This is a genomic window from Candidatus Hydrogenedentota bacterium, from assembly GCA_013359265.1.
In the GTDB taxonomy this organism is placed as follows: Bacteria; Hydrogenedentota; Hydrogenedentia; order Hydrogenedentales; family SLHB01; genus JABWCD01.
Genome location: JABWCD010000013.1, coordinates 43,899 through 68,831, shown reverse-complemented (window position 1 = coordinate 68,831; position 24,933 = coordinate 43,899). Strand labels below are relative to the sequence as shown.

The window sequence follows — 24,933 nt, the reverse complement described above, 5'->3', positions numbered from 1 at the left end:
ACATGCGGCAGATCGTACCACAGGGCGCGAGGCCCCTCAATGCGGGACCGACCTCAACGCACGTAGGAGACCAGTTTGTACGCCCACGCACCCAGCATCAGAGCGATGGTGACACTGCCGATCCATTTCGCGCGGACCAGGTATCCAACCCATCGGGGGGTGAACCCAAGTATGGCCGCAGTGAGAGCGCCTGCCAGTGCAAGCGCACAGATCACGAAGAAGACCACGCCCGCGGGTTGTGCGTTGAACGCTTCAACCGGACGCGCGTGCGCCATGAGCGAGAACGATGTCGTCATGCCGCACAGGGGACACGGTACGCCGATAAAGTTGGTGGAGATGCATGGGGGCAACCCCAATTGCTCATGCGTTCCGAACCCTCGCGGGTCCGGAGAAAGTGCAATGGACATCGCAAGCACGCCCGCGCAGCCCAGCGCAAGGAACAATGCATTTATTCGCACAGTGCCGGCGCTGCGTGGGCGTTCGTGGTCACTTGCGGAAATATTCACATCGACTCACCGCCTCGGTAAAAAGCAGCGCGCGGGACGGGCTCGCCGCGCCCGGCCCGCGCGTCGTCAATCATTACTGCGCGCCCGCTTCCGGCACCTTGACAAGGATAGGAAGCGTGTCGCCGCCTTGTTTCTGGACGCGAAATAGCACGCTCTTACCTGGCTTCGCATGCTCATCGAGCAATGCACGGAACTCATCCATCGTCTTCACCGGGTTTTGTTGCACCTCGGTAATGATGTCGCCCTGCATGATTTCCGCATCGTACGCGGGCGAATTCTTTTCGACGTCCATGACCACCATGCCTTCAAGGTCTTCCGCAAGTCCGGCCCGCTTCTTCAGTTCGGGCGTGAGCGGCTGCACACGCATGCCGAGGAACGCCTTGCCCAGCGCCGCCTTTCGCGCGTCGCCCGGGTATTCCGCCAGCGTGAGTTGTATTTCCGTGGGCGCCTTCTCGCGCCAGACATCCAGCTTCACGCTCGTGCCCGGAGACATTGCGGAGACTTTCTTGACCAAGTCCTGCGCGCTTACAATGGGATCGCCGTTGATCTTCCGGATAACGTCGTCCTTCTTTATCCCTGCCTTCTCCGCCGGCGAGTCCGGAATCGCGCCGCCGTTTACGTACGCGCCAGCCGTGTCGGGAAGCCCAATTGCCTCGGCAAACTCTTCGGCAGTGGTTGTGCCCGTGACAATATCCTTGATGTCCATGATGCCGATTACGCCCAGGAATCCGCGCGTCACCTTTCCGCTGGCGATGAGCTGTGGCGCGACTTCCTTTACCATGTTAATTGGGATGGCAAAGCCCAGCGACTCGCCTACCGCATCGATGGCCGTATTCATGCCGATCACCCTGCCGTCGATGTCCACCAACGGGCCGCCGCTGTTCCCAAAATTGATCGCGGCGTCCGTTTGGATGAAGTTCTGGAAGCGCAGCGTGATTGGTAGCCGCAATTCGTCTCGGCCGAGCGCGCTCACGTGCCCGAACGAGAGCGATCCCTCGAGGCCGCGCGGGCTTCCCAGCGCGATCGCGAATTGGCCAACCTTCACCTCATCGGAATTCGCCAATTCCGCGACGTGCAAGTCCGCCGGGGCATTCTTAAGTTTGATCACGGCGATGTCCGTATCGGCATCCCTGCCGACGACGTCGGCCGCGTATTCCTTGCCGTCAAAGAAACGCACTTTTATCGACTTGGCCCCGTCGATGACGTGATTGTTCGTGATGATGTGCCCGGCCTTGTCGAACACGAAGCCAGAACCGGATGCGACCGGTCTGCGCTGCATGCGCGGGTCTTCCGGGTCCGGCATGGGAATGCCGTAGTACTTGAAGAAGTCCTCGAGCCCCGGCGCGCGCGGGCCTTGGGCCGGGGCCTCTTCTTCTTCCTGCTCGGACTCGACGTTCACAACGGCGGGGCGCACTTGCTCGCCTATGCGGATGAACGCATCTTCCAACTCGCGCAACATCGGCGTGATCGCCTGCGCGGCGCCCGCGCACAGCAGTGTCGCCAGCACGACGTGGAAGATGGCTCGTGGGGTACTGGTCATACTTTACCTCCTTTGGTCTCGGCAACGGCCCGCGGGTGAATGGCATGGTGCATCGCCTCGCGAATGGCCGCCAATGTCTCTTCGTCTTCTACCTTGCAACCGTCCTTGGTGATGTAAAACGAGTCGCGCACGCGCTGTACATCTGTCACGATGCGCGCCGTGGAAATGTCCAGCCCAAGCTCGCTCATCACCCGGGTAATGTCGTACAGCAGGCCCGTACGGTCACCCGTTTCGATGTCCACAACAGTATGATACTTCGAGGACTGATTGTCGAATACCACGCGCGTCGGGACCGCCGCTCGAGGCTGCAACAACGCGAAGAGCCGCCGCATTCCCCGATCCACGTGTTCCTGCACGTCCTCGCCCTCGATTAGTACAGCGTGCAGCACTTCTTCCAGCTTGTGTTGCATGGCCGGTGTAAGCGGGCGCAGCGTGCGCGCGTCGGCCACCGAAAACCAGTCGATCACCCAACCGTCCTGGCGCGTGAACAGCGCCGCGCCGCTGATATCGATCAACTGCGACGAAAAGCATCCGGCAATCATTGAAAACAGGGCGTGGCGGTCCCGCGTGCAGATCACGATCTCGCTCTTGTGCGTCACCGAATTCGTCGCGCACCGAATCGCCAGACCTCGCTGTTCGGCTTCCGCAATGCACGCCATATGTTCCGCGATTTGTTCGGCCTGAAACGCGACGAAGTAGCGTTGGCTCAGGTATTGCAGATGCTCGGCGACGTGCGGTCGCAACTCCGGCGTCGCCGCGTCCCGGACTTCGTCGGCCTTCGTTGATTTCCAATACTCCTCGCCGGAGGTCTCGGCCCGGCCCATCAGCCGTTTCACCGCGCGCAGATACAGTTGAAGGAGCAAGGCGCCCTTCCACTCGTTCCATACACCCGGCGCCACCGCCGACAAATCGGCATACGACAGCAGGAAAAGCGCGCGCAGCCGGTATTCGTTCTGCATCGTATTCGCGAAACTCTCGACGATGTCCTCGTCGTCGATGTCGCGGTATTGGCTGATGGTGGTCATCAGGATGTGGTGTTGCACCAAAAACGAAATCCGTTCCGTGTCCCCTTCGTCCATTCCGATGCGTTCGCAAATCTGCCGCGTGAGTTTCACGCTTTCCTCGACGTGCACATCGCCCTGTACCTTGCCCAGATCGTGAAAGAGTATGGCCAGGACCAGAATATAAGGGTCGGAGAGGTTCTCCAGCGCCTCGCGCAGGCACCGCCCTACGGCGCCGGGCACCCTGTCCAGATTGGCAAGCGCCTCAATCGCGCGCAGCGTGTGCTCACCCACGGGGAACGAATGAAAGTCCTCGTAGCGAATGACGTTGTCTACATCCGCGAACTCGGGGATGTAACGGCCCAGCACGCCGAGCGACGCGGCCTGCCGTAACGAATGGCCGGCCTGCAACGGGTGATTGCAGATCGCCAGAAAAAAACGCCGGACGACGTCGCTCTCGCGAAACGCATCGTTAATCAAGCCAAGGCTCGCCGTAATCATCCGCTCGACGCTGTGGCTCAACGGCGCCTTGTGCCGCGCACACACCCAAAACACTTCCATGATCCGCGTCGGGCTGTGCGTGAACCACCGGTTATCGCCCACGCCGACGTAGAGTTCACCGTTCTCCGTCACGTAGTCTTGCGCAATCGGCATCCCGGAATCGGGCAGATTGATGTTCGAATTCGGACTGCACGCGCGCGCCGCCAGCCGCATGAACCGGCGCAGTTTGCCCGCGGCGGTATAGTAATCCTGCATAAACCGGCGCACGCTCGGGCCGGGCATGTAAGCGAACGCCTCCGCCAGGTGCGATTGGTTCGCATACGTCAAGCGATCGTCCGCGCGGCCCGAACGAAAATGCATCTCGTTCCGGATCCGCCAAATAAAGTCGATCGCGTCAATCAGCGAAAGGTGTTCGTCCTGCGTAATGATGTCCTGCGCGACCGCTTCGTCCAGCGTCGAAATCCCGTACGACATCATCAGCAGCCACAGCGCCGTGTGGAAATCGCGCAGCCCTCCGGCGTTTTCCTTGATGTTCGGTTCCGGCGCGTAAAGGTCCTGATGCTCGTCGTTCAACGTCTCGTACCGGTCGCGCACTTTCTGCTCGACAAACCGCTCCGCAAGCGGCCCCGACTGCAGTTCGCGAATATGCAGCTTCAGCCGGGCGAATACCATACTGTCGCCGGCAAGATGACGACTTTCGAGAAAACGGGTAAAGGTCAGTATGTCGTCCGACGCCAGTTCGTTGGCTTCCTGTATGCTGTGGATCGAGTAGCCAACGACAAACCCGCTGTCCCAAAAAAACGGAATGAGAAAACCGTTTATCGCCCGGATATGTTCGTCCAGTTGCCCCTCGTACAACAGGGAAATGTCGAGGTCCGAGAAGGGACTGAGCTCTCCGCGGCCGTAGCCGCCCAACGCGCACAGCGCCACGCGCGAATGCACCGCGCGGTGCAATCCGAGGGACGCGAGCGCAAAGTGGTAAATGCCGCGCACCACTTCGTCGGCGACGTCCGACAAGCGGTGGACAATGTTGCTGCCGGAGGCGCCCTCAATATGCTCCTGCCGCAACGCGCCGCGGCTTCTCGCTGCGAACTCGCGCGTTGCCACCAGACATTCGTCCCGTGTCAGTTCGCCGTGCGCCGCGTCCTGGGATTCGGCGATCGCAACGAGTTCTTCAAAGGTCCGGTTCATTCAACTCCTTGGCCGCGGTCCGGCGCGGTTGTCGTTTCCGGGCGCGGATACGGCGGCCCCACGATCGCCAGTTCGCTCTCCTCGACCCAGCCGCGCTCGCCATCGACATTGCGCACCCGGACCCAGCCATCGCGTCGGGAATCGATAACGACCCGGTCGCCCGGCATCAGCGCAAAGCTCGTGCTTTGCGATTCGCCCAACCCGAATCGAACGGGTGTGTCGTCGCGCAACGCCACCGCCAGCGGCGGCGGATGGTGCTTGACATACGCGGACGTGGCAAATGCCGCCGCCGCCAGCGCCAACACGATGGCGGCGCGCGTCAAGTGTGCGTTGGGTCGCCAGAGGCGCAGCGCCAGCACTATCCAAAGCGCCAACCAGCATAGCATAGCCAAGCGGTACACCGCCCGCGGGCTCCAATTGTCGTGCCACATGAGGAGACCCTCTTGCCATGCGGGGGGCAACGGCCTGCCCCATTGGTGCTTCGTACTCGCGATGCAGAATTCGAGATTACGTCGCGCGGGTTCGTACGTCGGCTCCGTATGGAGCGCGCGCTCGTAATTTGCGATGGCTGCGCCCAACCTGCCCATCCGGTAGTACGCGTTTCCAACGTTGTAGAAGATCGGCGCTTCGACAACGTCCTCGGCTATGAGTTGCTCGTATGCGGAAACCGCGGTCGCGTAGTCACCCTGTTCGTACGCAGCGTTACCGCGCTGAAACGCACCGTCGTAGGCGCTGGTTGCTCCGAACGCGATCGCAACGAGTAACGGTACGGTCACGCGGTTCGCCCTCCTTGCCTAAGGAACTCGTTCAGCCTGTGCATTGCCGACTCGGCGCCTTGAATCAATGCGTCGGTCTCGTCCGCGGACAACTCGGCGGCCGCATACCGCGCGCGTTCGCACGCTCTCAGGATGCGCGTGAACGCGTCTGCGACCTCGGACGGGACTCGGCGGGCTTCGAGCAGCAGGTGCGCTTCCGCCGAGGTCATTCCGGTCTCCGGCAAGTCGAATTGGTCGGCGATGTAACCCGTGACCGCGTGATATAGCCTGTCTGCCGCGTTTGTCGCGCGCCGCGCTCCCGCGAGCCGCTCAGTCCCAATCCGCAGCGCACCGTGTGCGCGCGCAAACGCGCGGTCTGTCGCGAACCGCCGCTGGCGGCGAAGGAATAACGCGAACGCCGCGTAGGCCGCCACAGGCGTTACGTAGCCCAGTGCGGTCGGAACGGCCAAATCGCCACGCGGACCCAGGGAACCGGCCGCAGTGTCTATTTCGAGTATGTCGGCCCCGATCGAATGCGCAGGGTTTTCTGTTCCGCCCGCACCCGCGATGATCTGCTCTTCCGCCTTGGCCGTAGACCGGACGTGAAGTACCAACGGCTCGGTCTTTGCCGTCTCATAAGCGGCCTTCTTGGGATCGAAGTAGACGTACGACAGCGCGGGAAGCGGAATGTCGCCGGCGCGTTGTGGAGTCAGCTTGTACAGCAGATTCTGGCCGTTGGGCCCCGACACCTGTGTGGCCAGATTCACACGCTGCGGCTCGTCGACGTATATCCCGTCGATCGACGGCAATCGTGGGGTCCCGATCGCGTCGGGGTTTCCGTCGCCCACGATTCCCACTGTCAGCGTGACCGGAACACCCACGTCCGTCGCCTTGCTCGAAAGGGACGCCGCCACTTCGTACTTGCCGACGCTGCCCGAAAATCCGTTCGGAGGAGGCGGAAGCGGTTTTACGGAAATGGAAAATGGATCGGTCTTAGCTTGCCGCCCTCGCGCGATGCCGCGATACGCCATCTCGCAGCTCCATGTCCACGGACCCACCCGCAACTCGCCCGACGACGTTGGAAAGAGAATCTGCGAAAACGTCACGACCTTGTAACGGCGCCCATCGCGCAACGCTATGCGCTCCACCGGCTGTCCCGGCTCGCGTGGAAGCGCATAGAACCCCGTCAGTTCTGGAAATCCCGTCGGTTCGTACCGCACGCGCGCGCCTTCGAGTATCCATACTTCCATTGTGAGCGTGATGGCCTCGCCTTGATACGCCTCCGTCTTGTCCGTCTTGATCTGCGTGAAGAGCACTTGGTCTCCCGCAACCGATCGTGACGAAACATCATCGGGCTTCGGGCTTTCAAGCACCGTGACCCGGATCGGTTGCGACTCGACCTTTTCACCGTCCACCTCGGCCTTGAATGCTGGGATGACGAGTTCTCCCGGGCGTTGGGGCGTGACGAGATATCCGTAGGTGAGCGTTGACGTCAAGCGTCCATTCACAAAGTTGACCTGCGTGCCGGAATAGTTCGGTTCCTCGGAAATGGAAGCCCCATCGATCGCGGGGAGTTCGATATTCGCGAGTTCGCGCCCTTCGATTACGACAATCACCTGAAAGGGCACGCCTTTGGTAAATGCCGAGGTGTCCGTAGAAGCACTGATAGACGCGGCGTGCGCGCAACACCCGGCCGCAAACCAAATCCAAATTCCGCACCGCGCCGTCCGCCGCATTACCACCAACCGGAAGATCGCACACGCGCCGTGCGCGAGCCCTTTCGCAGGTCCTTCTGCATTTCTTTGTCGAGGTTTTCAAGTGATTGCAGGAGCGCCTCGACGGACTGCTGGTCCGGCGTGGGCGATTCGCCGTCTTGCGGAGGTTGGCTCATTTCCTCCTCGGAGGCGCCCGATTCTTCGCGCTGGTTGTCGCCCGTGTTTTGCTGGTCCTTCGGTTGTTCCGTCCGATCGGGACTCGACTCGCTTTCCTCGTCTTGCTGCTCTCGGTCTTGCTGTTGCGGTTGGCTTTCCGGCTGCTGACCGCCGGGTTCCTCGGAGGAATCGTTCTGCTGTTGCTGCTGTTGGTCTTGACTTTCCCCGCTCTGGTCGTCCTGCTGCGGCGAGTCGTCGCCGCCCTGCTGCGGGGGCGTGGGAGGCGGCGTCTTCTTCAGCATGTAGCGGAGATGGTCGATGTTCTGTTTCGCGCCCGCGTTGTCGGGGTCGGACTTCAAGACGTCCTCGTATGCGCGGATCGCCTCCTGAAACGACTTGGCGCGGTCCGCGGCCGCGGCGCCCTCGCCGCTGGCCTTGGCGATTTCCGCCAAGGAATTGGCGCGGTTGAAGGCGGCGCGTGTGGCGACCGTGGAATCGCCACCTTGAATCGCTCGATCGAACGACGCGATGGCTTCCGACATCGCACCCGGTTCGTTCTTGGCCTCGTCGGAGTTGAGCGCGCGAACACCCTTCTCGTATTCAGCGCAACCGATGTTGTACTGCACGACCGGCGAATCGGGATGATCGACCTGGATTTGATGATAGGCGTCCAGCGCCTTGTCCACCTCGCCGCTGCGCAGCAGGCCGTTGGCGCGGAGAATGCGGTCATGAAGCGGCTCCGCCAGCGCATTGAACGATAGCGGCGCTACGGACGTGAACAGTACAAGGAGAAGGCGGAGCGTCTTGAATTCTGGATTTTGGATTTTGGATTGAAGACCGGTTCGCGAAACACGGCGATCGCGCATTTCTGTTGAAACATGGGCAACCGTATCACACGGTCGTAGCACGGCCGCGCAATCCAAAATCCAAAATCCAAAATCCAAAATTCCCTTACGCATATTCGGCCCCGTCAACACCTGCCGCGCGCTGCTTCCGTTCGCGCCAACGACGCCACCACGGCATGATCGCCAACCAAACCCCTTCCGCCGCGAACGCCGCTATTGCGGCGGCCAACGGCCATTGGTATCGATTTACCAAACGGAGGCGCAATTCGCTGCTGGTATCCCGCGTCGATAAGGTCGCGAAGCGCGAATAAAGTTCGTCGATGTCCCATGTGTCTGCCACGGAACGCGCATACGCGCCGCCGCCTTCGAGCGCAATCTGCTTCAACGTGCCCTCGTCCAGAGCGGAACGATGCGGTTTCGTTGGATCATGTTCGGATGTGCCGCGCCGCCCGTCCTTCAAGTACCGTGCCATGAAATCCGGCATCATCACCTCGGCCCCATCCGGATCGCCGATGCCCAGAACGAACACACGCGCGTAATTTGACGCTTCCCGGGCCGCCTCGATGCCGTCGCCCTCCAACTGCTCGCCGTCGGATATAAGTAAAATCGCCCGCGAGGCCCGATTGCTTACCCCCGCGTCCTCGTCTTCCTTCGCAAAGACCTTGATCGCCGCCTGCATGGCCGCCGCGATGTTCGTGCCTTCCTCGCTGATCACGTCCGTGTCCATGCTGTCCAACACCGTGCGAAAGTACCGATGATCCAGCGTCAGCGGACTCTGAAGTTGCGCCGCGCCCGAAAACGCGACCAGCGCAAAGCGGTCCGCCGGCGCCTTATCGAGCAGCAACGCGATCTTTTGCTTCGCGCGCTCCATGCGGTTTGGCAGCGGACTCTTCGCGCGCATGCTTTCCGATGTGTCCAGCAGAATGATGAAGTCCCGGCTGTGCTTGGTGATTTCGCGCAGCGACTGCCCCCAATGCGGCTGCGCAACCGCGACCGCAAGCGCGCCCACGCCCAATAGCGTGAACCACGCCAGCGGCCTGCGCGCGGATGCGTCCAACCCCGCGAGTAGACGGGGCGCAAGTTTCGCCTCGACGAACCGCGCAATACGGCCTTGGCGCTGGCGTTCCATGACGTTCAAGCTTACGTACAGGCAAACCAGCGCAAACGCGGTCCCTGCGAGCCACGCGCCGTAGTACGGTATGCCGAATTCGATTCCCATGGCTTACGGCACCGGCTCGAACCACGTGCGGCGGACCGCGATCGATCCCATCACGAACAGGCCGCCGAGGACCGCCCACGGAACGAACGCTTCCTTGTATTCGTAGTAGTCGCCCAACTCGATCGTCGTCGTTTCGAGTTGGTTGATTTCGTCGTACGCGCCTTCGAGCGACTCGTAATCCGTCGCGCGGAAAAAGCGGCCCTCCGTAATGCTCGCGATGCGCTCCAGCGTTTCCGTGTCGATAGGCATGCGTTGCGCCCCAAGCAGTCCCGCGAACCCCGATTGCGGGACAACGGCGTCATCGGAACTCCCCGCGGCGATCGTGTACACCTTGATGCCAAATTCTTTCGCAATCTGGGCGGCGGTAAAGGGATCGAGATCGCCGAAGTTGTTCCGGCCGTCCGTCAACAAAATAATGACCTTTGCCTTCGCCTCGGACTTCCGAAGTTTGCTCACGGCCAGGCCGAGTGCCGACCCGATGGCCGTCGCCTTTCCCGTATCGTCCATGTCGATGGATGCGTTCTGGATATCGTATTCCAGAACGTCGTAGTCGACCGTCAGCGGCGTTTGCGTCCACGCATACTTCGCGTACAACACGAGACCCATCCGGTCGAGACCGAACCGCTGCTCCGGGTTTTGCTTGCGATTCGAGATGAAATTCGTTACCGCCTCCTTCGTGACGTCAAGTCGCGACGCCCGTATTCTCCCGCCGACAATATCGAGGGCGGACATGCTTGCCGACACATCGATGCACAGCATGATGTCGATGACCTCGCCCTCGTCCTTCTGTACGGCGAGGCCCTGCAGCGGACGCGCGAGCGCGACGAGCAACAACAGCAGACCGATCGCCCGCGCGACGGCGGGCAGTCTGCGGAGTAAGAGTCCTTGCGGATGGCGTATGCGCGCGAGCGTTTCGCCCGTGGATACCGTCACCGCGCCCGGCGCGCGCGCCAACCATTCCGCGGCGATGAGCAACGGTATCGCTAGCGCGAACCACAGCACCCACGGGTGCATCAGCGTGTGAAATCGAAGCTGCTCCATCACGTTGGCGATCATGCCGCCGCCTCCTCGGGCGCCGGGGCGGGCACGGTCTCTTCGACAAACCGCTTCACGTCGGTATAGTTGCGCGCCGCGTCGTCCATTGTCGGCTCGAACTTCGCGAATTTTACGCGGTCCGAATAGCGCAGGAACGACGCAAGCATCCGCTGCTGGTCGTCGCTCAGCGCGCCGCCGCCGGCCGCTTCCGCAAGGAACTCGGGCGTCGTCCGCTCCGGCGCGCGAAGGTCGAATCGATCCTCGATGTAGTGACGCAGTATCGCCGACAGTTCAACGTAGTACGCATCAAGCCTTCCGCTGTCTCGCAGCCCTTTTGCTTCCAGCGCGGCCAATCGCGAAAGGGCCGTCTCCCACGGAGGCACGATGCGCTGCGGTTTCGCGGGACGCTGCCGCTTGAACCAGCGGTACAGCACAAATGCAGTCGTCGCGATGACTGCCGCCGCCGCGATTCCAGCCCAGAACTGCCAGTACTCCCAAAATCGTTTCTTCACGTTCAGCGGGTCAAGGATCGGCGCCATTTCCTGTGCCTGCGCTTCTTCCTCCGGGGTCAATTCGCGCACCTTAATCTCGGGGGAAGGTAGCGTGATCGTATCGCCGTCCTTTACGCGGATGATGACCGGCTCCGGCTGAAAGCTTCCGGGTTCAGCTTTTGGCGATTCCAGCGTGTATTGGTGCGTCGTCCGTTTGCGCCCGTCTGGCAGCGGTTCCGTCTTGATCACGACATCACCGAACGGCTGCAAGCCGCCGAGGTGGTCCATCACGTCGTCGACAGTCACTTCCGCGTCAGCGGGCGCTTCGATGACCACGGCGAACGAAACCGTCTTGTGCCACGGGATTTCCTTGGGTTCGACTTCCAGCCGCGCGTCGACTTCCCCCGCTGCGTGCGCGACGCTCGCTATCACAGCGACTGCGGTAAATAGGAAGCACCATCGGCGCATAACTACCGCCTCACACCACAAAGCGCTTCTCGCGCATCCGGAAAAACCGGTACAACTCATCGACGTAGGGGCGATCTGTGCGCACATGTATCGCGTCCACGCGCGTCCGCCGCAACATCATGTCGCGCTCCCCCGACCGTTTTGCCGCGGCTTTGGCGTATTCCTGCCGCACGGACGGATTGCTCGTGTTGACCAACGTCTCCCGGCCGGTTTCGGCGTCGCGCACGGAAAGCAGCCCAACGTCCGGCAGCGCGCTCTCGCGCGGATCGGACACAACGACCGCGACGACATCGTGCCGCTTGTTCGCCACCCTTAGTGCAGATTCGTAATCGTTCGCCATGAAATCGGAGACGAGGAACGCGACCGAGCGCCGCCGCGTCACACCATTTAAGAAGTGCAGCGCGCCGGGTATGTTCGTCTTTCGTCCCTTCGGTTGGAAGTAAAGAATCTCGCGGATAACCCGCAGCACGTGCCGCCGCCCTTTGCTCGGCGGCACATACAATTCAACGTCGTCTGTAAAAACGATCAGACCGACCTTGTCATTGTTCTTGATCGCGGAGATCGCGAGCACCGCGCACAACTCCGCCGCCAACTCGTTCTTGAATCGCCGCACGCTGCCGAACCGCCCCGAACCGCTCGCATCCACCACGAGCATCACCGTCAATTCGCGCTCTTCGGCCAGCAGTTTCACGTGCGGCACGCCCGTCCGCGCCGTCACGTTCCAATCTATCGACCGAATCTCGTCCCCCGGCACGTACTCCCGCACCTCGTGAAACTCCATCCCCTGGCCTTTGAACACGCTTTCATACTGGCCCGTAAAAATGTCGTTCACGATCTTGTTCGTCCGGATTTGGATCCGGCGAATTTCCTGCATGATTTCTTGCGGGATCATATCGAATCTCGGCTACGGCACAGGCACCGTGTCCAGCACCATCCGAATAATATCTTCGCTTGCTTTACCTTCTGCTTCCGCTTCGTAGGTGATGATGACGCGGTGGCGCAGGATGTCCATCGCCACTTGCTTCACATCGTTGGGATAGACATTGCCTTCGCCTTGGAGGAAGGCCTGCGCGCGCGCGGCGGCCTGCAAGTAGATAGTCGCGCGGGGCGACGCGCCGTACTCGATCAGATGTTTGATCGGCATGCCATACGCATCCGGTTGGCGTGTCGCCTGCACAATATCGACGATGTAATTCTTCGCCTTGTCGTCGACATAGATCTGATTCACGACTTCGCGCGCATGCAAGATTTCATGCTTCGTCACCACCGTGTCCACGCGCGCCTCGTGCAACATATCCACGCGATCCATGATTTCGCGCTCTTCGGCTTTGCCGGGGTAGCCCACGCGCAACTTCAGCATGAAGCGATCTACCTGCGCTTCGGGAAGGGGGTAGGTGCCTTCCTGCTCGATCGGGTTCTGCGTCGCGAGGACCATGAACGGCTCTTCGAGCTTGTAGGTCTGATCCCCAATAGTCACCTGCCGTTCCTGCATCGCTTCGAGCAACGCGCTCTGCACCTTCGCCGGCGCTCGATTGATCTCGTCCGCAAGGATGATGTTTCCGAAAATCGGCCCCTTCTTCGTCGTGAAGTTCCCGTCCTTCGGGTTATAGATGAGTGTCCCTATAAGATCGGCGGGGAGGAGGTCCGGCGTGAATTGAATCCGGCTGAACTGGCACTGGATGGCCCGCGCGAGAGTCTTGACGGCGGTCGTCTTCGCCAGACCCGGCACGCCTTCAACCAGCACATGACCGTTGGCTAGGATTCCGATCAGCAATCTGTCAACCATATACTGCTGACCCACGATGACCCGGCCAATTTCCTTCCGCAAGCGCTGCACAAACGATGCCTGCGCCTCTACATTGCGCCGGATCGCATCTACCGAAATACCCATTGCCGTCCTTTCCACACCCAGCCGCGATTCACGTCAAAAAGAATTGGGATTCACAATAGCCTTGTAAGCCGATGGTACCACACGAACTACCCCTGTGTGCGAGGCCGAGGCCCCGCCAGACACGAAAATTCCCCGAGAACGGGCGAGAAGCCAGGCAGGGGTTGTGTGGGGTTGCACCTGGAGAGGGAACTGGTAGGTTCTGAGTTTGGGGAGGTCTCAAAACCATAGGGTGCAATCGTGGGTTACTGGCTCCTCGTGGTCACCGTCCTCGGGGATCTTCGTTGGTACGTGGTTTCACAAGACGCACCGAGTATCAGAGTCACTAGGTTTACGCTGATTCAAATTGTGTTGTGTCTGTGAGCCGCGCTCACAGCATAGTAGGAGCATACGCTATGCCGAAGCGCCGACGAGTCGTAAATCCTTTGTTTCCAATGACTGCGCGGCAAATCACCCCATGGGCGGCACCCCAGTTCGGGTTTGCGCACCACCTCCAACTGTTTTCGGGTTTTTTTCAGCCTGACCAAACCGGGTATGCCGGGAGATCGAACTCTATTGTCGGATTCTGAACAAGCTGCGCAAGAAGTCTTGCCCTTACTACCCGATGCCAAAACTCCATACCCGATTACCAATCCGCTAAACCCTATACCCTATACCCTATACCCCAAACCCTCGTGCACCCTCTGGTTGCGGCCCATAGCCGCGCTGTGTTCCGTATGTCTCCATAAATAGTGCGCCGCCGCCTCCTGTTCTGCTACCATAAATCGGGTGCTCTAGACTCGAAACTAACCTCAATCGCTTTACAACCGGTCTCGACCCGGATACTACGGCATCGAGCACGGGGGGAATTAGGGAGTTCATATCATGCGTACGCGTTCCGCGGCCTTCTTGGCTAGTATTTTCCTAATCGGTGCCACGCTCTTGGCTGGATGCGGCGAGACTACGCCGCCCCCCGCCCCTGCGGCGTCGGACGCGTCGTCCACAGAACCGGCCAAGCCCGAGCCCGCGCCGACCGCGGACACGACTCCAGCAGGCGAAACGAAGCCGGTTGAACCCGCCCCATCGTCCACCGAACCGGCTGCCCCCGCCGCGGAAGGCAAAGTGACGTACGATCTTACCCTGGAGACTGCAATTGTCTGGGCGGCATCGGTCCCCATCGGCACCCGTAAAGGCGGATGGGCCGACTTTACGGGTACAATTGAAGTCGAGAATGGAAACTTCGAGACGGCCAAGATCAGCGTCGAAGTGCAGATGGCGTCGGTGTTTTCCGACGCCGCGGAAATTACCGAAAAGATGAAGGGCGACGAGCACTTCTTCGCACCAGGCAAGTACCCCACCTCGACGTTCAAATCCACCTCCGTGTCGAAGACCGACACCGGCTACGACGTGACCGGGGACCTGACGATACGCGACAAAACCAAGTCGGTTGTGTTGCCGGTCACCGATCTCAAGATCGACGGCAAGTCGCTCACGTGCAAGTCCACGACGAAACTGAACCGCCACGACTTCGGGGTCGAGTACAACACGACCATCGGCGATTACGTGATCGAGGACCTGTGCGACCTGACGTTGGATGTGGTCGCCGAAGCGAAGTAGCGGCATCCGGCAAACGCCCGGCATCGTGGAGAGAGCAAGCATGGTGTTCGTTGTGACGGCCGTTCTGTGTGGCGCCGCGCAATCCAGCCTGCTCGTATCGACCGCGGACGTCGACCGCCTGAATAACGCCCTGCTCGTCGATGCCCGCCCGGCGGATGCGTACGCCGCGGCACACATTCCCGGGGCGCTGCACCTCGATGTTGCTACGCTCTCCGAAACCCGCGATGGGGTGGCGGGTTTGCTCAAACCGCTGGATGCCGTGCGCCGCATGCTCGGCGGCGCGGGGATCGATCCCGCAAAACGCATTGTCGTGTATAGCGCGATGGATACGCCGAGCGACCTGAGTAGTGTCGCGCGCCTGTTCTGGATTCTCGAATACGTCGGCTACCAGAACGTCGCCGTACTGGACGGCGGCTTCGCGAAATGGACTGCCGAAGGTCGAAAAACCGAGACCGGCGAATCGAAGGCGGCGCCGATTGAACTCCCGGAAATGACAGTTCGCGAAGACCGCCTCGCCACCGCTGCCAATGTGGACCTTTTGATTAAGGACAAGAAGGGCACGCTTGTTGACGCTCGCGGCGCCGATTACTTTCGCGGCGACAAGAAAACCGACGTCGTGAAAGCAGCAGGCCACATCCCCGGCGCCGTAAACCTGCCCGTAGACACGTGCGTGGCCGAAAGCACGGCGCTGAAGTCGTGGGAGGAACTGCAGGAGATCGCTAAGTCCAGCGGTGTGCAGAAGGGCGCGCCGGTCGTCACTTACTGCAACACGGGCCGCTCCGCGAGCGCGGCCTATCTCGTACTGCGCCTGCTCGGATACGAGAACGTCTCGATGTATGACGGCTCGATGGCGGAATGGACCGCCTCCGGCGGCCGCCCGGTGGAAACCGGCAAGTAGCTCAGTGTGGGGGAGGCCATGAAGTACCGCCGCTTCGGCAAAACCGAAATCGAGATTCCTGTCATTAGCTGCGGCGGCATGCGCTTTCAGCAGTCATGGAACAGCAACGACGACTACACCGCCGAGAACCAGCAAAACCTCGAAGCGACCATCCGTCGCGCCTTCAATCTCGGCATCAATCACTTCGAGACCGCCCGCGGCTATGGCACCAGTGAAAAGCAACTCGGCAATATCCTGCCCCAGTTGCCGCGCGAGGAAATCATTGTCCAAACCAAAGTCGGGCCCACCGCCGATCCGAAACAGTTCGAAGAAATCTTCAACTACTCGATGGGACTGCTGAAGCTCGACTACATCGATCTATTCGCCTTTCATGGCGTCAACAATGACACGATCTTCGAGCACACCAAAGCCTGCCTCGATACCGCCTTCCGCTGGAAGAAGGAAGGCCGCGTGCGGCATATCGGCTTCTCGACGCACGCGTCAACCGAATGCATCGTCAAGACAATCCAACTCGACTGCTTCGAGTACGTCAACCTGCACTGGTACTACGTCTTTCAGGACAACTGGCCCGCCGTGCTCGAAGCCGCCAAGCGAGACATGGGCGTTTTCATTATCAGCCCCAACGACAAAGGCGGATTGCTGTACAGGGAAAGCAGGCGCCTTGCCGACTTGACCGCGCCCTATCACCCGATGGTCTTCAACGGTCTGTTTTGTCTCGCGCGCCCGGAAGTTCACACCCTCAGTTGTGGTGCGTCGAAACCCGGCGACTTCGATATTCACCTGAAGACCGCCGAACTATCCGATCGTGCCGCCGAGATATCGGCCCCCATCGCGGAAATCCTCGATTCGGAGATGGAGCGCGTACTCGGGAAGGAATGGCTGAACACCTGGCACGTCGGTCTGCCGTCATGGGATCAAACGCCCGGCGAAATCAATATCCCGTGGATTCTTCGCTTGCGCAATCTCGCGCTCGCGTTCGACATGGTCGAATACGGAAAAATGCGCTACAACCTGCTCGGCCATGGCGACCATTGGTTCCCGGGAAACAAGGCCGACAAACTGGGCGAACTCGATCTGCGCGACTGCCTCAACCGCTCACCCCACCGCACACGAATCCCCGCGCTACTGGCCGAGACCCACGATCTACTCCAAGGCGCGGAACGAAAAAGGCTCCAAGAAGACTGATCCCAAAAGGCCCAGTCGCCGACCCGTTCGCCTATCCGGTGATTGTCGTCCGCCCTTTCCATCGAATCTACTGAGAATATCCCCCAAAATGCACTCCTCGTGTAAGCTCTTTAGCCCGCATTTCTACCCGCCCCACGACACCGCAGTGAGTGCGAAATCCTGCGGTGCGGTGAGAAATACTCACGAGTAAGCCCTATTAGTCCTTTCCGTCCTATTAGTCCTTTCGGTCCTATTGGTCCTATTGGTCCTATCCGTCCTATTGGTCCTTCCCGTCCTATTGGTCGTTCCCGTCCTATTGGTCCTATCCGTCCTATTGGTCCTATTGGTCCTCTCCGTCCTTTCCTTCACTCAACGAACGCAATTTTCGCCACCCGCCGTCGTAACCCCTCGTGAATTCTCCCATTGCTGCACACCAGCACCGTCGGCATTTTTCGCACTGGCTTGTTGTAGCGCAACGGCGCTCCATTAACGTCTGTCAGCTTCCCGCCGGCCGCTTCCACGGCGCAACTCGCCCATGCGTAATCGTGCTCGCCCGTGGTTGCTGAAGTCGTCGCGACGCAACCGTCAATCTCGCCGGTCACCACCTTGAATATCGCCACCGCGTTGTTCCCGAACTGGATGGGCGCAGAATGCAGGTCAAGAAAGCGCGGCGCATGCGTTGCAACGATCGGATGATCGTCCGCCGATTCCGAGACCGTGACGCGTCGCCCGTTCACGAATGCCCCCTCGCCAAGCTTCGCGTACAGCGTCACCGCCAGGGCCGGAAAATGCGCAACGCACTCCGTTGCGACGCCGTCTATGCACAACGCAACCAGCGTCCCGAACCCGTCCCGATTCGCCGCGAAATGCGCCGTCCCGTCGATCGGGTCCGCGATCCAAACGCGCGACGCGTTCAATCGTCCCGGCGCGTCCGCTGACTCCTCGGACAAGATACAGTCATCCGGAAACTGTGCCGAAATCTCTTCGTGCAGAAACGCATCGATCGCGAGGTCCGCGCTCGTCACCGGCGATCCGTCCGGCTTCGTCTTCAATTCAAACCCGTCTCGCCGAAAGTCCAGGGCGATGCGCCCCGCCTCCTCGGCCACACTGATCAACCACTGATTCATGCTGTACTCGATCCGGTCTCTGCGTGCCGGCTGCGTAGAAAGTCTAGCAGTCTATGTGCTACCCTGCTTCCAGTCAAAATACGCGCCCGTAGCTCAGGGGATAGAGCACTTGCCTCCGGAGCAAGGGGTCGGACGTTCGAATCGTCTCGGGCGCGCCATTTCTACTTTTGAGTGAGCCCACCGGCAACACCGGTGGGCGTTGGTTGTGGCGGGGTCGAGGTGCAACGGCGGGTAGGGGTGCCCACCGGAATCATGCCGCGCGAAAACCTGACGGGCGAACTGTGAAAAAGAACGGCGAACACAAACCCATCAAGAAACTGCTTGCCGCGAACCGGAGCGAGATCGCGATCCGCGTCTTCCGCTCCGCGCACGAAATGGGCATCCGCACCGTCGCGATCTACTCACACGAAGACCGGTACGCGCTCCACCGCCTGAAAGCCGACGAGTCGTATCCCGTCGGAAAACCCGGCGAACCCCTCCGCGCCTACCTGGATATCGATGGGATCATCGCCGTCGCCAAGCAGTGCGGCGTCGACGCCATTCACCCCGGCTACGGCTTTCTATCCGAAAACCCGGACCTCGCGCGCGCCTGCGTTAAGGCGGGTATCGCATTTGTTGGCCCGCCCGCGCGCATTCTCGAGCGCCTCGGCGACAAAATTGAAGCGCGCGAACTCGCGAAGGCCGCCGGCGTGCAAGTCCTGTCCGGCGGCTCGAAGCCCATTCGCGACCTGAAGGAAGCGCGCGCGCTTGCGGACAAGCTCGGCTATCCCGTCATGCTCAAAGCCGCAAAGGGTGGCGGTGGCCGGGGCATGCGCGTCGTGGCGTCCGCGAAGGACCTGCCCGATTCCCTGGCGCAGGCCCAACGTGAAGCATTGACCGCGTTCGGCAGTTCCGATGTCTTCCTCGAGAAATTTGTCGCGCGGGCGCGCCACCTCGAAGTGCAGTTGCTCGGCGATTCCCACGGCAACCTCGTCCACTTGTACGAACGCGATTGCTCGCTCCAGCGCCGTCACCAAAAGGTCGTCGAGATTTCTCCCGCCCCCAACCTGCCCGAAGAAGTCCGCGACAAATTGTGCAATGCCGCGCTGGCAATAGGCCGCAGCGTCGGCTACGTCAGCGCCGGTACCGTCGAGTTCTTGCTCGATGTGGACACAAACCAGGTTTACTTCATCGAGGTCAATCCGCGCATCCAGGTCGAGCACACCGTCACGGAAGTGACCACTGGCGTCGATATCGTCAAAGCGCAAATCCTAGTCGCGCAGGGTGCGACATTGGCCGATCCCGGCATTTACCTGCCGAACCAGGAAAGCGTCGCCGTTCGCGGTTACGCGTTTCAATGCCGCGTTACGACTGAAGACCCGCTGAACCAGTTCGTGCCCGATTACGGCCGTGTCACGCACTATCGTTCCGCCGGCGGGTTCGGTATTCGTCTTGATGCCGGTACCGCATTTTCTGGCGCGACGATCACGCCGTATTACGATTCGCTCCTCGTAAAGGTCACCGCCTGGGCGCGTCATTTCTCCGACGCCACCCGCCGAATGGAGCGGTGCCTGCAGGAATTTCGCATCCGCGGCGTTAAGACGAATATCCCGTTCTTGATCAATCTTATCGAACACCCCGCCTTCATTCGCGGCGAGTGTACGACGCGGTTCATCGACGAAACGCCCCAACTCTTCCAGTTCCCCCCGGCGCGCGATCGCGCAACGAAATTGCTCACGTATCTCGGCAACGTCATCGTGAACGGCCACCCGGTCGTCAAGAATCGGCCGGTGCCCACGCGGCGCGATTCGCCCGTACCGCCATGCGTCGACGAAACCGTGCCGCCGCCGCCGGGTACGCGCCAGCGTCTGCTCGAACTGGGGCCCGAAAAATTCTGCGATTGGGTCCTGAAACAAAAGCGCCTGCTGCTCACCGACACCACGTTTCGCGATGCGCACCAGTCTCTGCTCGCGACGCGCATGCGCACCTACGACATGCGGGAAATCGCCGACGCCTACGCGCGGCTCGCCCCGGAAATGTTCTCGATCGAAATGTGGGGGGGAGCCACGTTCGACACGGCAATGCGCTTCCTGAGCGAGTGCCCCTGGCAGCGCTTGGCCGAGCTGCGCCAGCGCATTCCAAACATTCTGTTCCAAATGCTGCTGCGCGCCTCGAACGCCGTCGGCTATACCAGCTACCCCGACAACGTTGTTCGCGCGTTCTGCAAGGAATCCGCCGCGGCGGGTATCGACTTGTTCCGCATTTTCGACTCACTGAACTGGGAGCCAAACCTGCGCGTCGCGATCGACGCCGTGCGCGAGTCGAACATGCTCGCCGAAGTCGCGATTTGTTACACCGGCGATATCACGAATCCCGCGCGATCCAAATACAGCCTCGACTACTATGTCAAACTCGCCAAAAGGCTCGAGGCCGCCGGCGCGCATATCCTCGCCATAAAGGACATGGCGGGTCTCTGTAAGCCGTTCGCCGCCGAACTGCTCGTGCGTACCCTGAAAAAAGAAATTAGTATTCCGATCCATTTCCACACCCACGACACCAGCGGTGTGCAGGCGGCATCGATCTTGAAAGCCTCCGATGCGGGCGTCGACATCGCTGACGCCGCCAGTGGCCCAATGTCGGGTCTGAGTTCCCAGGCCAATCTCGACTCACTCGTGGAATCGCTGCGCTTTACACCACGCGAGACCGGCCTCAAACCGGACAACCTGCGCAAATTGGCGTCGTACTGGGAACACGTGCGCGAGTTGTACGCCGCATTCGAGACTGGACAGAAGGCCTCGACGTCAGAAGTCTACGTCTATGAGATGCCGGGCGGTCAGTACACCAATCTCTACGCACAGGCGCAGGCGCTCGGCGTTGCGGACCGTTGGCCCGAAGTCTGCCAGATGTACGCCGAAGTGAACCAACTCTTCGGCGACATCGTGAAGGTGACGCCGTCATCCAAAGTCGTGGGCGACATGGCCCTCTTCATGGTCGCGAACAATTTGACGTCAAAAGATGTGCTCGATTCGAACCGCGAATTGGCCTTCCCCGAGTCCGTCACCGATCTCATGATCGGCAGACTTGGTCAGCCCCCCGGCGGGTTCCCCAAAAAACTGATGCAACGCGTATTGCGCGGCCAGAAGCCCGTCAAGGGGCGCCCCGGCCAGAGCATGACGCCCGCCGACTTCGAGAAAACGGCAAAAAATCTTTCGAAAACGCTGGGCAATCAGCCGTCCCATCGCGACGTACTCTCGTACCTCCTCTACCCGCGCGTGTACGAGGGCTTCGCGCGTCATCAGAAGGAGTATTCCGATACAAGCGTGCTGCCGACGCCCGTCTTCTTCTACGGCTTGCAGCCGGGCGAAGAGACCGCATTCGAGATCGAGCCCGGCAAGACCCTGATCGTCAAACTGGTCACCATTGGCGAGCCGCATCCCGACGGAAAGCGGACCGTCTTCTTCGAACTGAACGGGCAGCCGCGCGATGCGACCGTCATCGATCACTCGCTCGAATCCGAGATCGTGAAGCACCCCAAAGCCGATCCGTCGGACCCCGATCAGATTGCCGCGCCCATGCCGGGGCTGATTGTGAACGTCGCGGTCCAAGTTGGCGACCAGGTCGCTGAGGGACAAAAGCTGCTCACGCTGGAAGCGATGAAAATGGAAATGACCATGTACTCGCCGCGCAACGCGCGAATTGCGGAAGTCCTGGTCAAGCCCAAAACGCAAATGGAGGCGGGCGATCTGCTCGTTCGGCTGGAATGACCGCCGCGCGCAGACGCACCGAGCGCGTCGTCTTCTCGCTGCCGCGAATCAAGCGCGAAACGTTTGTACGACAGGCCGAACTGCATCGGACGATCGATTCCACCAATACCCGCGCCATGGAGTTGGCTGCGCTCGAATCAACAAAACTTCCCCTATTGGTGCTCACCGAGAATCAGACTGCAGGGCGTGGCAGAGGAAGCAACGTGTGGTGGTCCGCGCCCGGCGCGCTCACGTTTTCCCTCGCGCTCGACCTTTCCGGCAACGATACCTCACCCGAGTCCTGGCCACGCTACGCGTTGGCGTCGGCCGTTGCGGTGTGCGACGCGCTGGAATCGTTCGCGCCCGATGCCTCCTTCGGCATCCGCTGGCCAAACGACGTGTGTCATGGCCTGCAAAAGATATGCGGCATCTTGCCGGAACTGTGCATGGCGCAGGCGCCGCGGCTTGTATTGGGCGTCGGCATTAACGCCAACAATACGACCTCGGCCGCTCCGGCAGAACTGCGTGACTCCGCGACGTCCCTCTTCGATCTGACCAGACGAAGGTCGAATGTCACCGCGCTGCTGATCGCGGTCTTGCGGCAGTTGGAATCTCGATTCAACGCATTGGCGGCTGCCGATCCAGCGCTTTCGCGTTCGTGGTCCACGCGTTGTTTGCTTCGGGACAAAACCGTGCGCATTGCGTTCGACGATATTGAAACGGAAGGACGATGCGCCGGAATCGACGCCGATGGCGCGCTGCTCCTAAGCACTACGTCAGGCCAGCAACGGTTTTACGGCGGGACGCTGTCGTACATCAGTGTGTCGTAGCGGCGTATCTTCGCCTGCGGGGGGCCATTCAAATCAATCCGGCCAAGCCGGGACCAATTGCACGCATATTTCTGCTGGCCCGGGCTTGCCCTCGACGCGAACTAGGAGCCGCTGCACGCCCTTGTTTTGTTTTTGCGGCGGGTCTTGCGTGCACGGTTCCGTTGAAAAACTCGCTCCCGTCGGTTCCAGTATTCGTGCGCGCAGCTTTTTGTCGCGCAGGGTCAGCACAGCGATGCCGTCCTGACCCACTTCGATCGCCGCGTCCGTCGTCATTGCCCAAACCAATTCGGCAGGCGCGGCCAAATCGAATCGGTCCCGCACAACAACTGCGCGCCGCTGGTCCGTCAACGCAATCTCGCGCTTCACACTTTCCACACGATCCTTGTATGCATCCGTCAGATCGAGAGACACACGCGCGCCGTCCGGCGACGATTGGAAATCAATCACCGATACCTTCGCGGCTTCGTCCTGTCCCTTGCCGCCCACGAGCGGCACGCTGTGGCTTTCGCTGATGTTGCGGTAATACAGCCATCGCTTGCCGCCTTTCTTCTTGTCGAAATACCCCGGCAGGTTGTAATCGTCGGAGCCGAGGTCGCGCGCCCAACGCTCGCCCAAGGCATCCAACTCGAAGTTGCCGAGATCGAGATGCCCGTGATTCACCTGGTTGTACCCGCCTTTCACTCCGACGAACAGCGCGTCCGGATCGTCCCACGCGCTGCGCATAACGATGATATCCACCGTGCTCTTGAACCAACGATCCAGATCGCGGGGCGTTGATGCCTGCCCTGACGTCGGCACATACCAGACGATGTGCTCTGCTGACGCGCGCGAATCCGCCAGCAACGCGTGCTCGGCATCGGCGATCGCCGCGTCCCTGAAATGCCGTGCGAGCCAAAACATGCACGGCATCGGCTTGTGCGTGGCACGTTCGCCGCTGTCGGCGTAATTCAGGAACAGACCGGCAGGCCCCGTCGTGTACCACGGAAAGTGTCCCGTAGCCCGCAGTCCCGGCATGTCACTCAACCCAAAGTCCGTCCCAAGCGCCGTTTGTAGTGCACACAGACCGTACGCCGTGTATCGCGTCGCGTAATGCCAGTAACTCGGCCCCTCCGTCCATGCGCCGTCGGGATCGTACGCGCGCAAGGCCCTCGGCATCGATCGCACCGCGCGCGGGACAATGAACTGCGCGAATTCTGGATCTGTATCCGCAATCGCCAGTGCGCCCACGATCATCCCGGCGTTGCAGACCTGGTTCCAGTTGAATTCGGAGATTGTCCACCATCCTCCCTTCTTGTATACCTCGATGCCGGGTTTCATGCCTTTTTCGATCAACGCCGCGCGGATGACTTTCTTGGACTCGTCGCTCAGCCAATCGTAGAGCCAGTCGTAACCTACGCCTACTGCGTGCGACATTTCTGCCGTGTCGAGAAAGTGCGAAGGGTTCCAGTCGGGAAACGCCGAAACGGCCAGCAAGTTCGATTCGGCGGCCTTCGCGTATCGTTCGTCCTGCGTCCAACGGAAGGCCAATGCCAGCACATAGACTCGATCGAGACACTCCCTGCTCACGGACAGCAGTCGAGGCCCAATCAGCTTGTGCGCTAACGCCGGTTTCGTAAGCGCCCTGTCCGCGTCGTCCTTTACCTGCGAAGCATACCGCTGCAATGCTACGTCGGACTCGTACCGCGATTTGAGTTTGCCTAGGTCCTCATTGCTCAGCATAAGCCGGGGATGACTTCTCTCCAGCGTGTCGAGGACCGACTCTTCGGTCGGCGGCGTGACGTCGCCCAAAGCCGCCAAGCCCCACAATGTCAGAATGACGATTCGACTGATATGCGTTTTCATTACAATACCCCCATTTATCAATCCGCACGCACTGCATAATTGCTCCATTGAGAAACACTTCGCAAACAACGGGTCACCCGTCCACTTCGATGCAGGTTCCTCATTAGTACTGTGCAATTTTGCCGCTTGCTATTGTCTTTTTGCGCACGTGCTCGATACCCGTCCTCCGATGCCAATCTGGCGAAGGAGGATCGTGCTCGAAATCCTAATCGAATGTCGGCCTGCGTCTTCAATGCCGTCCATCTTGTCCATCCCGTCCATTCGGTCCGTGATGTTGCATTCGTCCGTTTTCTGCTCGCTACCGCGCGTCCATGCCGATATGGTCCGCATCCGCCGCCAAATCCACCTCCAAGCCCAACTGCCGCCCCTCCCATTGCTCACATTGCACGCATTGCTCCCATAGGCCCCAGCTCCGGAACCCGATTTGCGATTCCCGGTAGTTG

General features: G+C 60.6%; 19 protein-coding genes and 1 tRNA gene. 6 read left to right on the top strand and 14 right to left on the bottom strand.

What is annotated here, in order from left to right; genetic code table 11:
• Positions 1-53: 53 nt before the first annotated feature.
• The 11 genes from HUU46_13475 to HUU46_13425 all read right to left on the bottom strand — a co-directional run bounded on the left by HUU46_13475 (position 54) and on the right by HUU46_13425 (position 13,314).
• The gene (locus tag HUU46_13475; protein NUM54649.1) at positions 54-407 is read right to left on the bottom strand and encodes a DUF2752 domain-containing protein; all 354 of its coding nucleotides are present in this window, start codon (positions 405-407) and stop codon (positions 54-56) included.
• A 172-nt stretch (positions 408-579) separates the two neighbouring features.
• Entirely contained in the window at positions 580-2,046 is a 1,467-nt protein-coding gene (locus HUU46_13470) for a trypsin-like peptidase domain-containing protein (protein ID NUM54648.1), read from the bottom strand.
• On the bottom strand, positions 2,043-4,739 hold the full coding sequence (gene glnD, locus HUU46_13465) for a [protein-PII] uridylyltransferase (GenBank protein NUM54647.1): 2,697 nt from the start codon (positions 4,737-4,739) through the stop codon (positions 2,043-2,045). The genes HUU46_13470 and glnD overlap by 4 nt, the downstream gene beginning before the upstream one ends.
• A complete protein-coding gene (locus HUU46_13460; protein ID NUM54646.1) occupies positions 4,736-5,515 on the bottom strand; it encodes a tetratricopeptide repeat protein in 780 nt (259 codons plus the stop codon). The genes glnD and HUU46_13460 overlap by 4 nt, the downstream gene beginning before the upstream one ends.
• A complete protein-coding gene (locus HUU46_13455) occupies positions 5,512-7,230 on the bottom strand; it encodes a protein BatD (protein ID NUM54645.1) in 1,719 nt (572 codons plus the stop codon). The genes HUU46_13460 and HUU46_13455 overlap by 4 nt, the downstream gene beginning before the upstream one ends.
• Positions 7,230-8,231 (bottom strand): hypothetical protein, encoded by a 1,002-nt coding sequence (locus tag HUU46_13450; GenBank protein ID NUM54644.1) that lies wholly within the window; start codon positions 8,229-8,231, stop codon positions 7,230-7,232. Before HUU46_13450 ends, HUU46_13455 begins: the two co-directional genes overlap by 1 nt.
• Before the next feature lie 85 nt (positions 8,232-8,316).
• Complete coding sequence (locus HUU46_13445; protein NUM54643.1) at positions 8,317-9,429, bottom strand: VWA domain-containing protein; 1,113 nt, start codon at positions 9,427-9,429, stop codon at positions 8,317-8,319.
• Positions 9,430-9,432: 3 nt separating this feature from the next.
• On the bottom strand, positions 9,433-10,485 hold the full coding sequence (locus HUU46_13440) for a VWA domain-containing protein (GenBank protein ID NUM54642.1): 1,053 nt from the start codon (positions 10,483-10,485) through the stop codon (positions 9,433-9,435).
• Positions 10,482-11,423: a hypothetical protein gene (locus HUU46_13435; GenBank protein NUM54641.1), complete on the bottom strand. Its 942-nt coding sequence runs from the start codon at positions 11,421-11,423 to the stop codon at positions 10,482-10,484. The genes HUU46_13440 and HUU46_13435 overlap by 4 nt, the downstream gene beginning before the upstream one ends.
• A 10-nt stretch (positions 11,424-11,433) precedes the next feature.
• On the bottom strand, positions 11,434-12,315 hold the full coding sequence (locus HUU46_13430) for a DUF58 domain-containing protein (GenBank protein NUM54640.1): 882 nt from the start codon (positions 12,313-12,315) through the stop codon (positions 11,434-11,436).
• A gap of 12 nt (positions 12,316-12,327) precedes the next feature.
• Positions 12,328-13,314: a MoxR family ATPase gene (locus HUU46_13425; GenBank protein ID NUM54639.1), complete on the bottom strand. Its 987-nt coding sequence runs from the start codon at positions 13,312-13,314 to the stop codon at positions 12,328-12,330.
• 861 nt (positions 13,315-14,175) lie between these two features.
• Here HUU46_13425 and HUU46_13420 point away from each other — a divergent pair.
• From HUU46_13420 to HUU46_13410, 3 genes are read left to right on the top strand one after another with little or no spacing between them, the layout of a single operon-like run.
• A complete protein-coding gene (locus HUU46_13420) occupies positions 14,176-14,907 on the top strand; it encodes a YceI family protein (GenBank protein NUM54638.1) in 732 nt (243 codons plus the stop codon).
• A gap of 40 nt (positions 14,908-14,947) precedes the next feature.
• Complete coding sequence (locus tag HUU46_13415) at positions 14,948-15,805, top strand: sulfurtransferase (protein NUM54637.1); 858 nt, start codon at positions 14,948-14,950, stop codon at positions 15,803-15,805.
• Between the two features lie 18 nt (positions 15,806-15,823).
• Positions 15,824-16,990 (top strand): aldo/keto reductase, encoded by a 1,167-nt coding sequence (locus HUU46_13410; GenBank protein ID NUM54636.1) that lies wholly within the window; start codon positions 15,824-15,826, stop codon positions 16,988-16,990.
• Positions 16,991-17,100: 110 nt separating this feature from the next.
• Here HUU46_13410 and HUU46_13405 read toward each other — a convergent pair whose 3' ends face one another.
• Together HUU46_13405 and HUU46_13400 are read right to left on the bottom strand one after the other, a co-directional pair.
• Entirely contained in the window at positions 17,101-17,313 is a 213-nt protein-coding gene (locus tag HUU46_13405; GenBank protein ID NUM54635.1) for a hypothetical protein, read from the bottom strand.
• Positions 17,314-17,334: 21 nt separating this feature from the next.
• Positions 17,335-18,096, bottom strand: a complete 762-nt coding sequence (locus tag HUU46_13400) for a hypothetical protein (protein ID NUM54634.1) — start codon at positions 18,094-18,096, stop codon at positions 17,335-17,337.
• A gap of 82 nt (positions 18,097-18,178) precedes the next feature.
• Between HUU46_13400 and HUU46_13395 the strand changes: the two genes are divergently transcribed.
• The 3 genes from HUU46_13395 to HUU46_13385 all read left to right on the top strand — a co-directional run bounded on the left by HUU46_13395 (position 18,179) and on the right by HUU46_13385 (position 22,648).
• Positions 18,179-18,254, top strand: a tRNA-Arg gene (locus tag HUU46_13395).
• A gap of 123 nt (positions 18,255-18,377) precedes the next feature.
• Positions 18,378-21,839 (top strand): pyruvate carboxylase, encoded by a 3,462-nt coding sequence (locus HUU46_13390; GenBank protein ID NUM54633.1) that lies wholly within the window; start codon positions 18,378-18,380, stop codon positions 21,837-21,839.
• Positions 21,836-22,648, top strand: a complete 813-nt coding sequence (locus HUU46_13385) for a biotin--[acetyl-CoA-carboxylase] ligase (protein ID NUM54632.1) — start codon at positions 21,836-21,838, stop codon at positions 22,646-22,648. Before HUU46_13390 ends, HUU46_13385 begins: the two co-directional genes overlap by 4 nt.
• Positions 22,649-22,681: 33 nt before the next feature.
• Here HUU46_13385 and HUU46_13380 read toward each other — a convergent pair whose 3' ends face one another.
• On the bottom strand, positions 22,682-24,490 hold the full coding sequence (locus HUU46_13380) for a heparinase II/III family protein (GenBank protein ID NUM54631.1): 1,809 nt from the start codon (positions 24,488-24,490) through the stop codon (positions 22,682-22,684).
• Between the last annotated feature and the right edge of the window lie 443 nt (positions 24,491-24,933).

Coding starts and splice junctions, on each gene's coding strand:
- HUU46_13475 (NUM54649.1), bottom strand. CDS start 407: ATGTCCATTGCACTTTCTCCGGACCCGCGAGGGTTCGGAACGCATGAG.
- HUU46_13470 (NUM54648.1), bottom strand. CDS start 2,046: ATGACCAGTACCCCACGAGCCATCTTCCACGTCGTGCTGGCGACACTG.
- glnD (NUM54647.1), bottom strand. CDS start 4,739: ATGAACCGGACCTTTGAAGAACTCGTTGCGATCGCCGAATCCCAGGAC.
- HUU46_13455 (NUM54645.1), bottom strand. CDS start 7,230: ATGCGGCGGACGGCGCGGTGCGGAATTTGGATTTGGTTTGCGGCCGGG.
- HUU46_13450 (NUM54644.1), bottom strand. CDS start 8,231: ATGCGCGATCGCCGTGTTTCGCGAACCGGTCTTCAATCCAAAATCCAA.
- HUU46_13445 (NUM54643.1), bottom strand. CDS start 9,429: ATGGGAATCGAATTCGGCATACCGTACTACGGCGCGTGGCTCGCAGGG.
- HUU46_13440 (NUM54642.1), bottom strand. CDS start 10,485: ATGATCGCCAACGTGATGGAGCAGCTTCGATTTCACACGCTGATGCAC.
- HUU46_13435 (NUM54641.1), bottom strand. CDS start 11,423: ATGCGCCGATGGTGCTTCCTATTTACCGCAGTCGCTGTGATAGCGAGC.
- HUU46_13430 (NUM54640.1), bottom strand. CDS start 12,315: ATGATCCCGCAAGAAATCATGCAGGAAATTCGCCGGATCCAAATCCGG.
- HUU46_13425 (NUM54639.1), bottom strand. CDS start 13,314: ATGGGTATTTCGGTAGATGCGATCCGGCGCAATGTAGAGGCGCAGGCA.
- HUU46_13420 (NUM54638.1), top strand. CDS start 14,176: ATGCGTACGCGTTCCGCGGCCTTCTTGGCTAGTATTTTCCTAATCGGT.
- HUU46_13415 (NUM54637.1), top strand. CDS start 14,948: ATGGTGTTCGTTGTGACGGCCGTTCTGTGTGGCGCCGCGCAATCCAGC.
- HUU46_13410 (NUM54636.1), top strand. CDS start 15,824: ATGAAGTACCGCCGCTTCGGCAAAACCGAAATCGAGATTCCTGTCATT.
- HUU46_13400 (NUM54634.1), bottom strand. CDS start 18,096: ATGAATCAGTGGTTGATCAGTGTGGCCGAGGAGGCGGGGCGCATCGCC.
- HUU46_13385 (NUM54632.1), top strand. CDS start 21,836: ATGACCGCCGCGCGCAGACGCACCGAGCGCGTCGTCTTCTCGCTGCCG.
- HUU46_13380 (NUM54631.1), bottom strand. CDS start 24,490: ATGAAAACGCATATCAGTCGAATCGTCATTCTGACATTGTGGGGCTTG.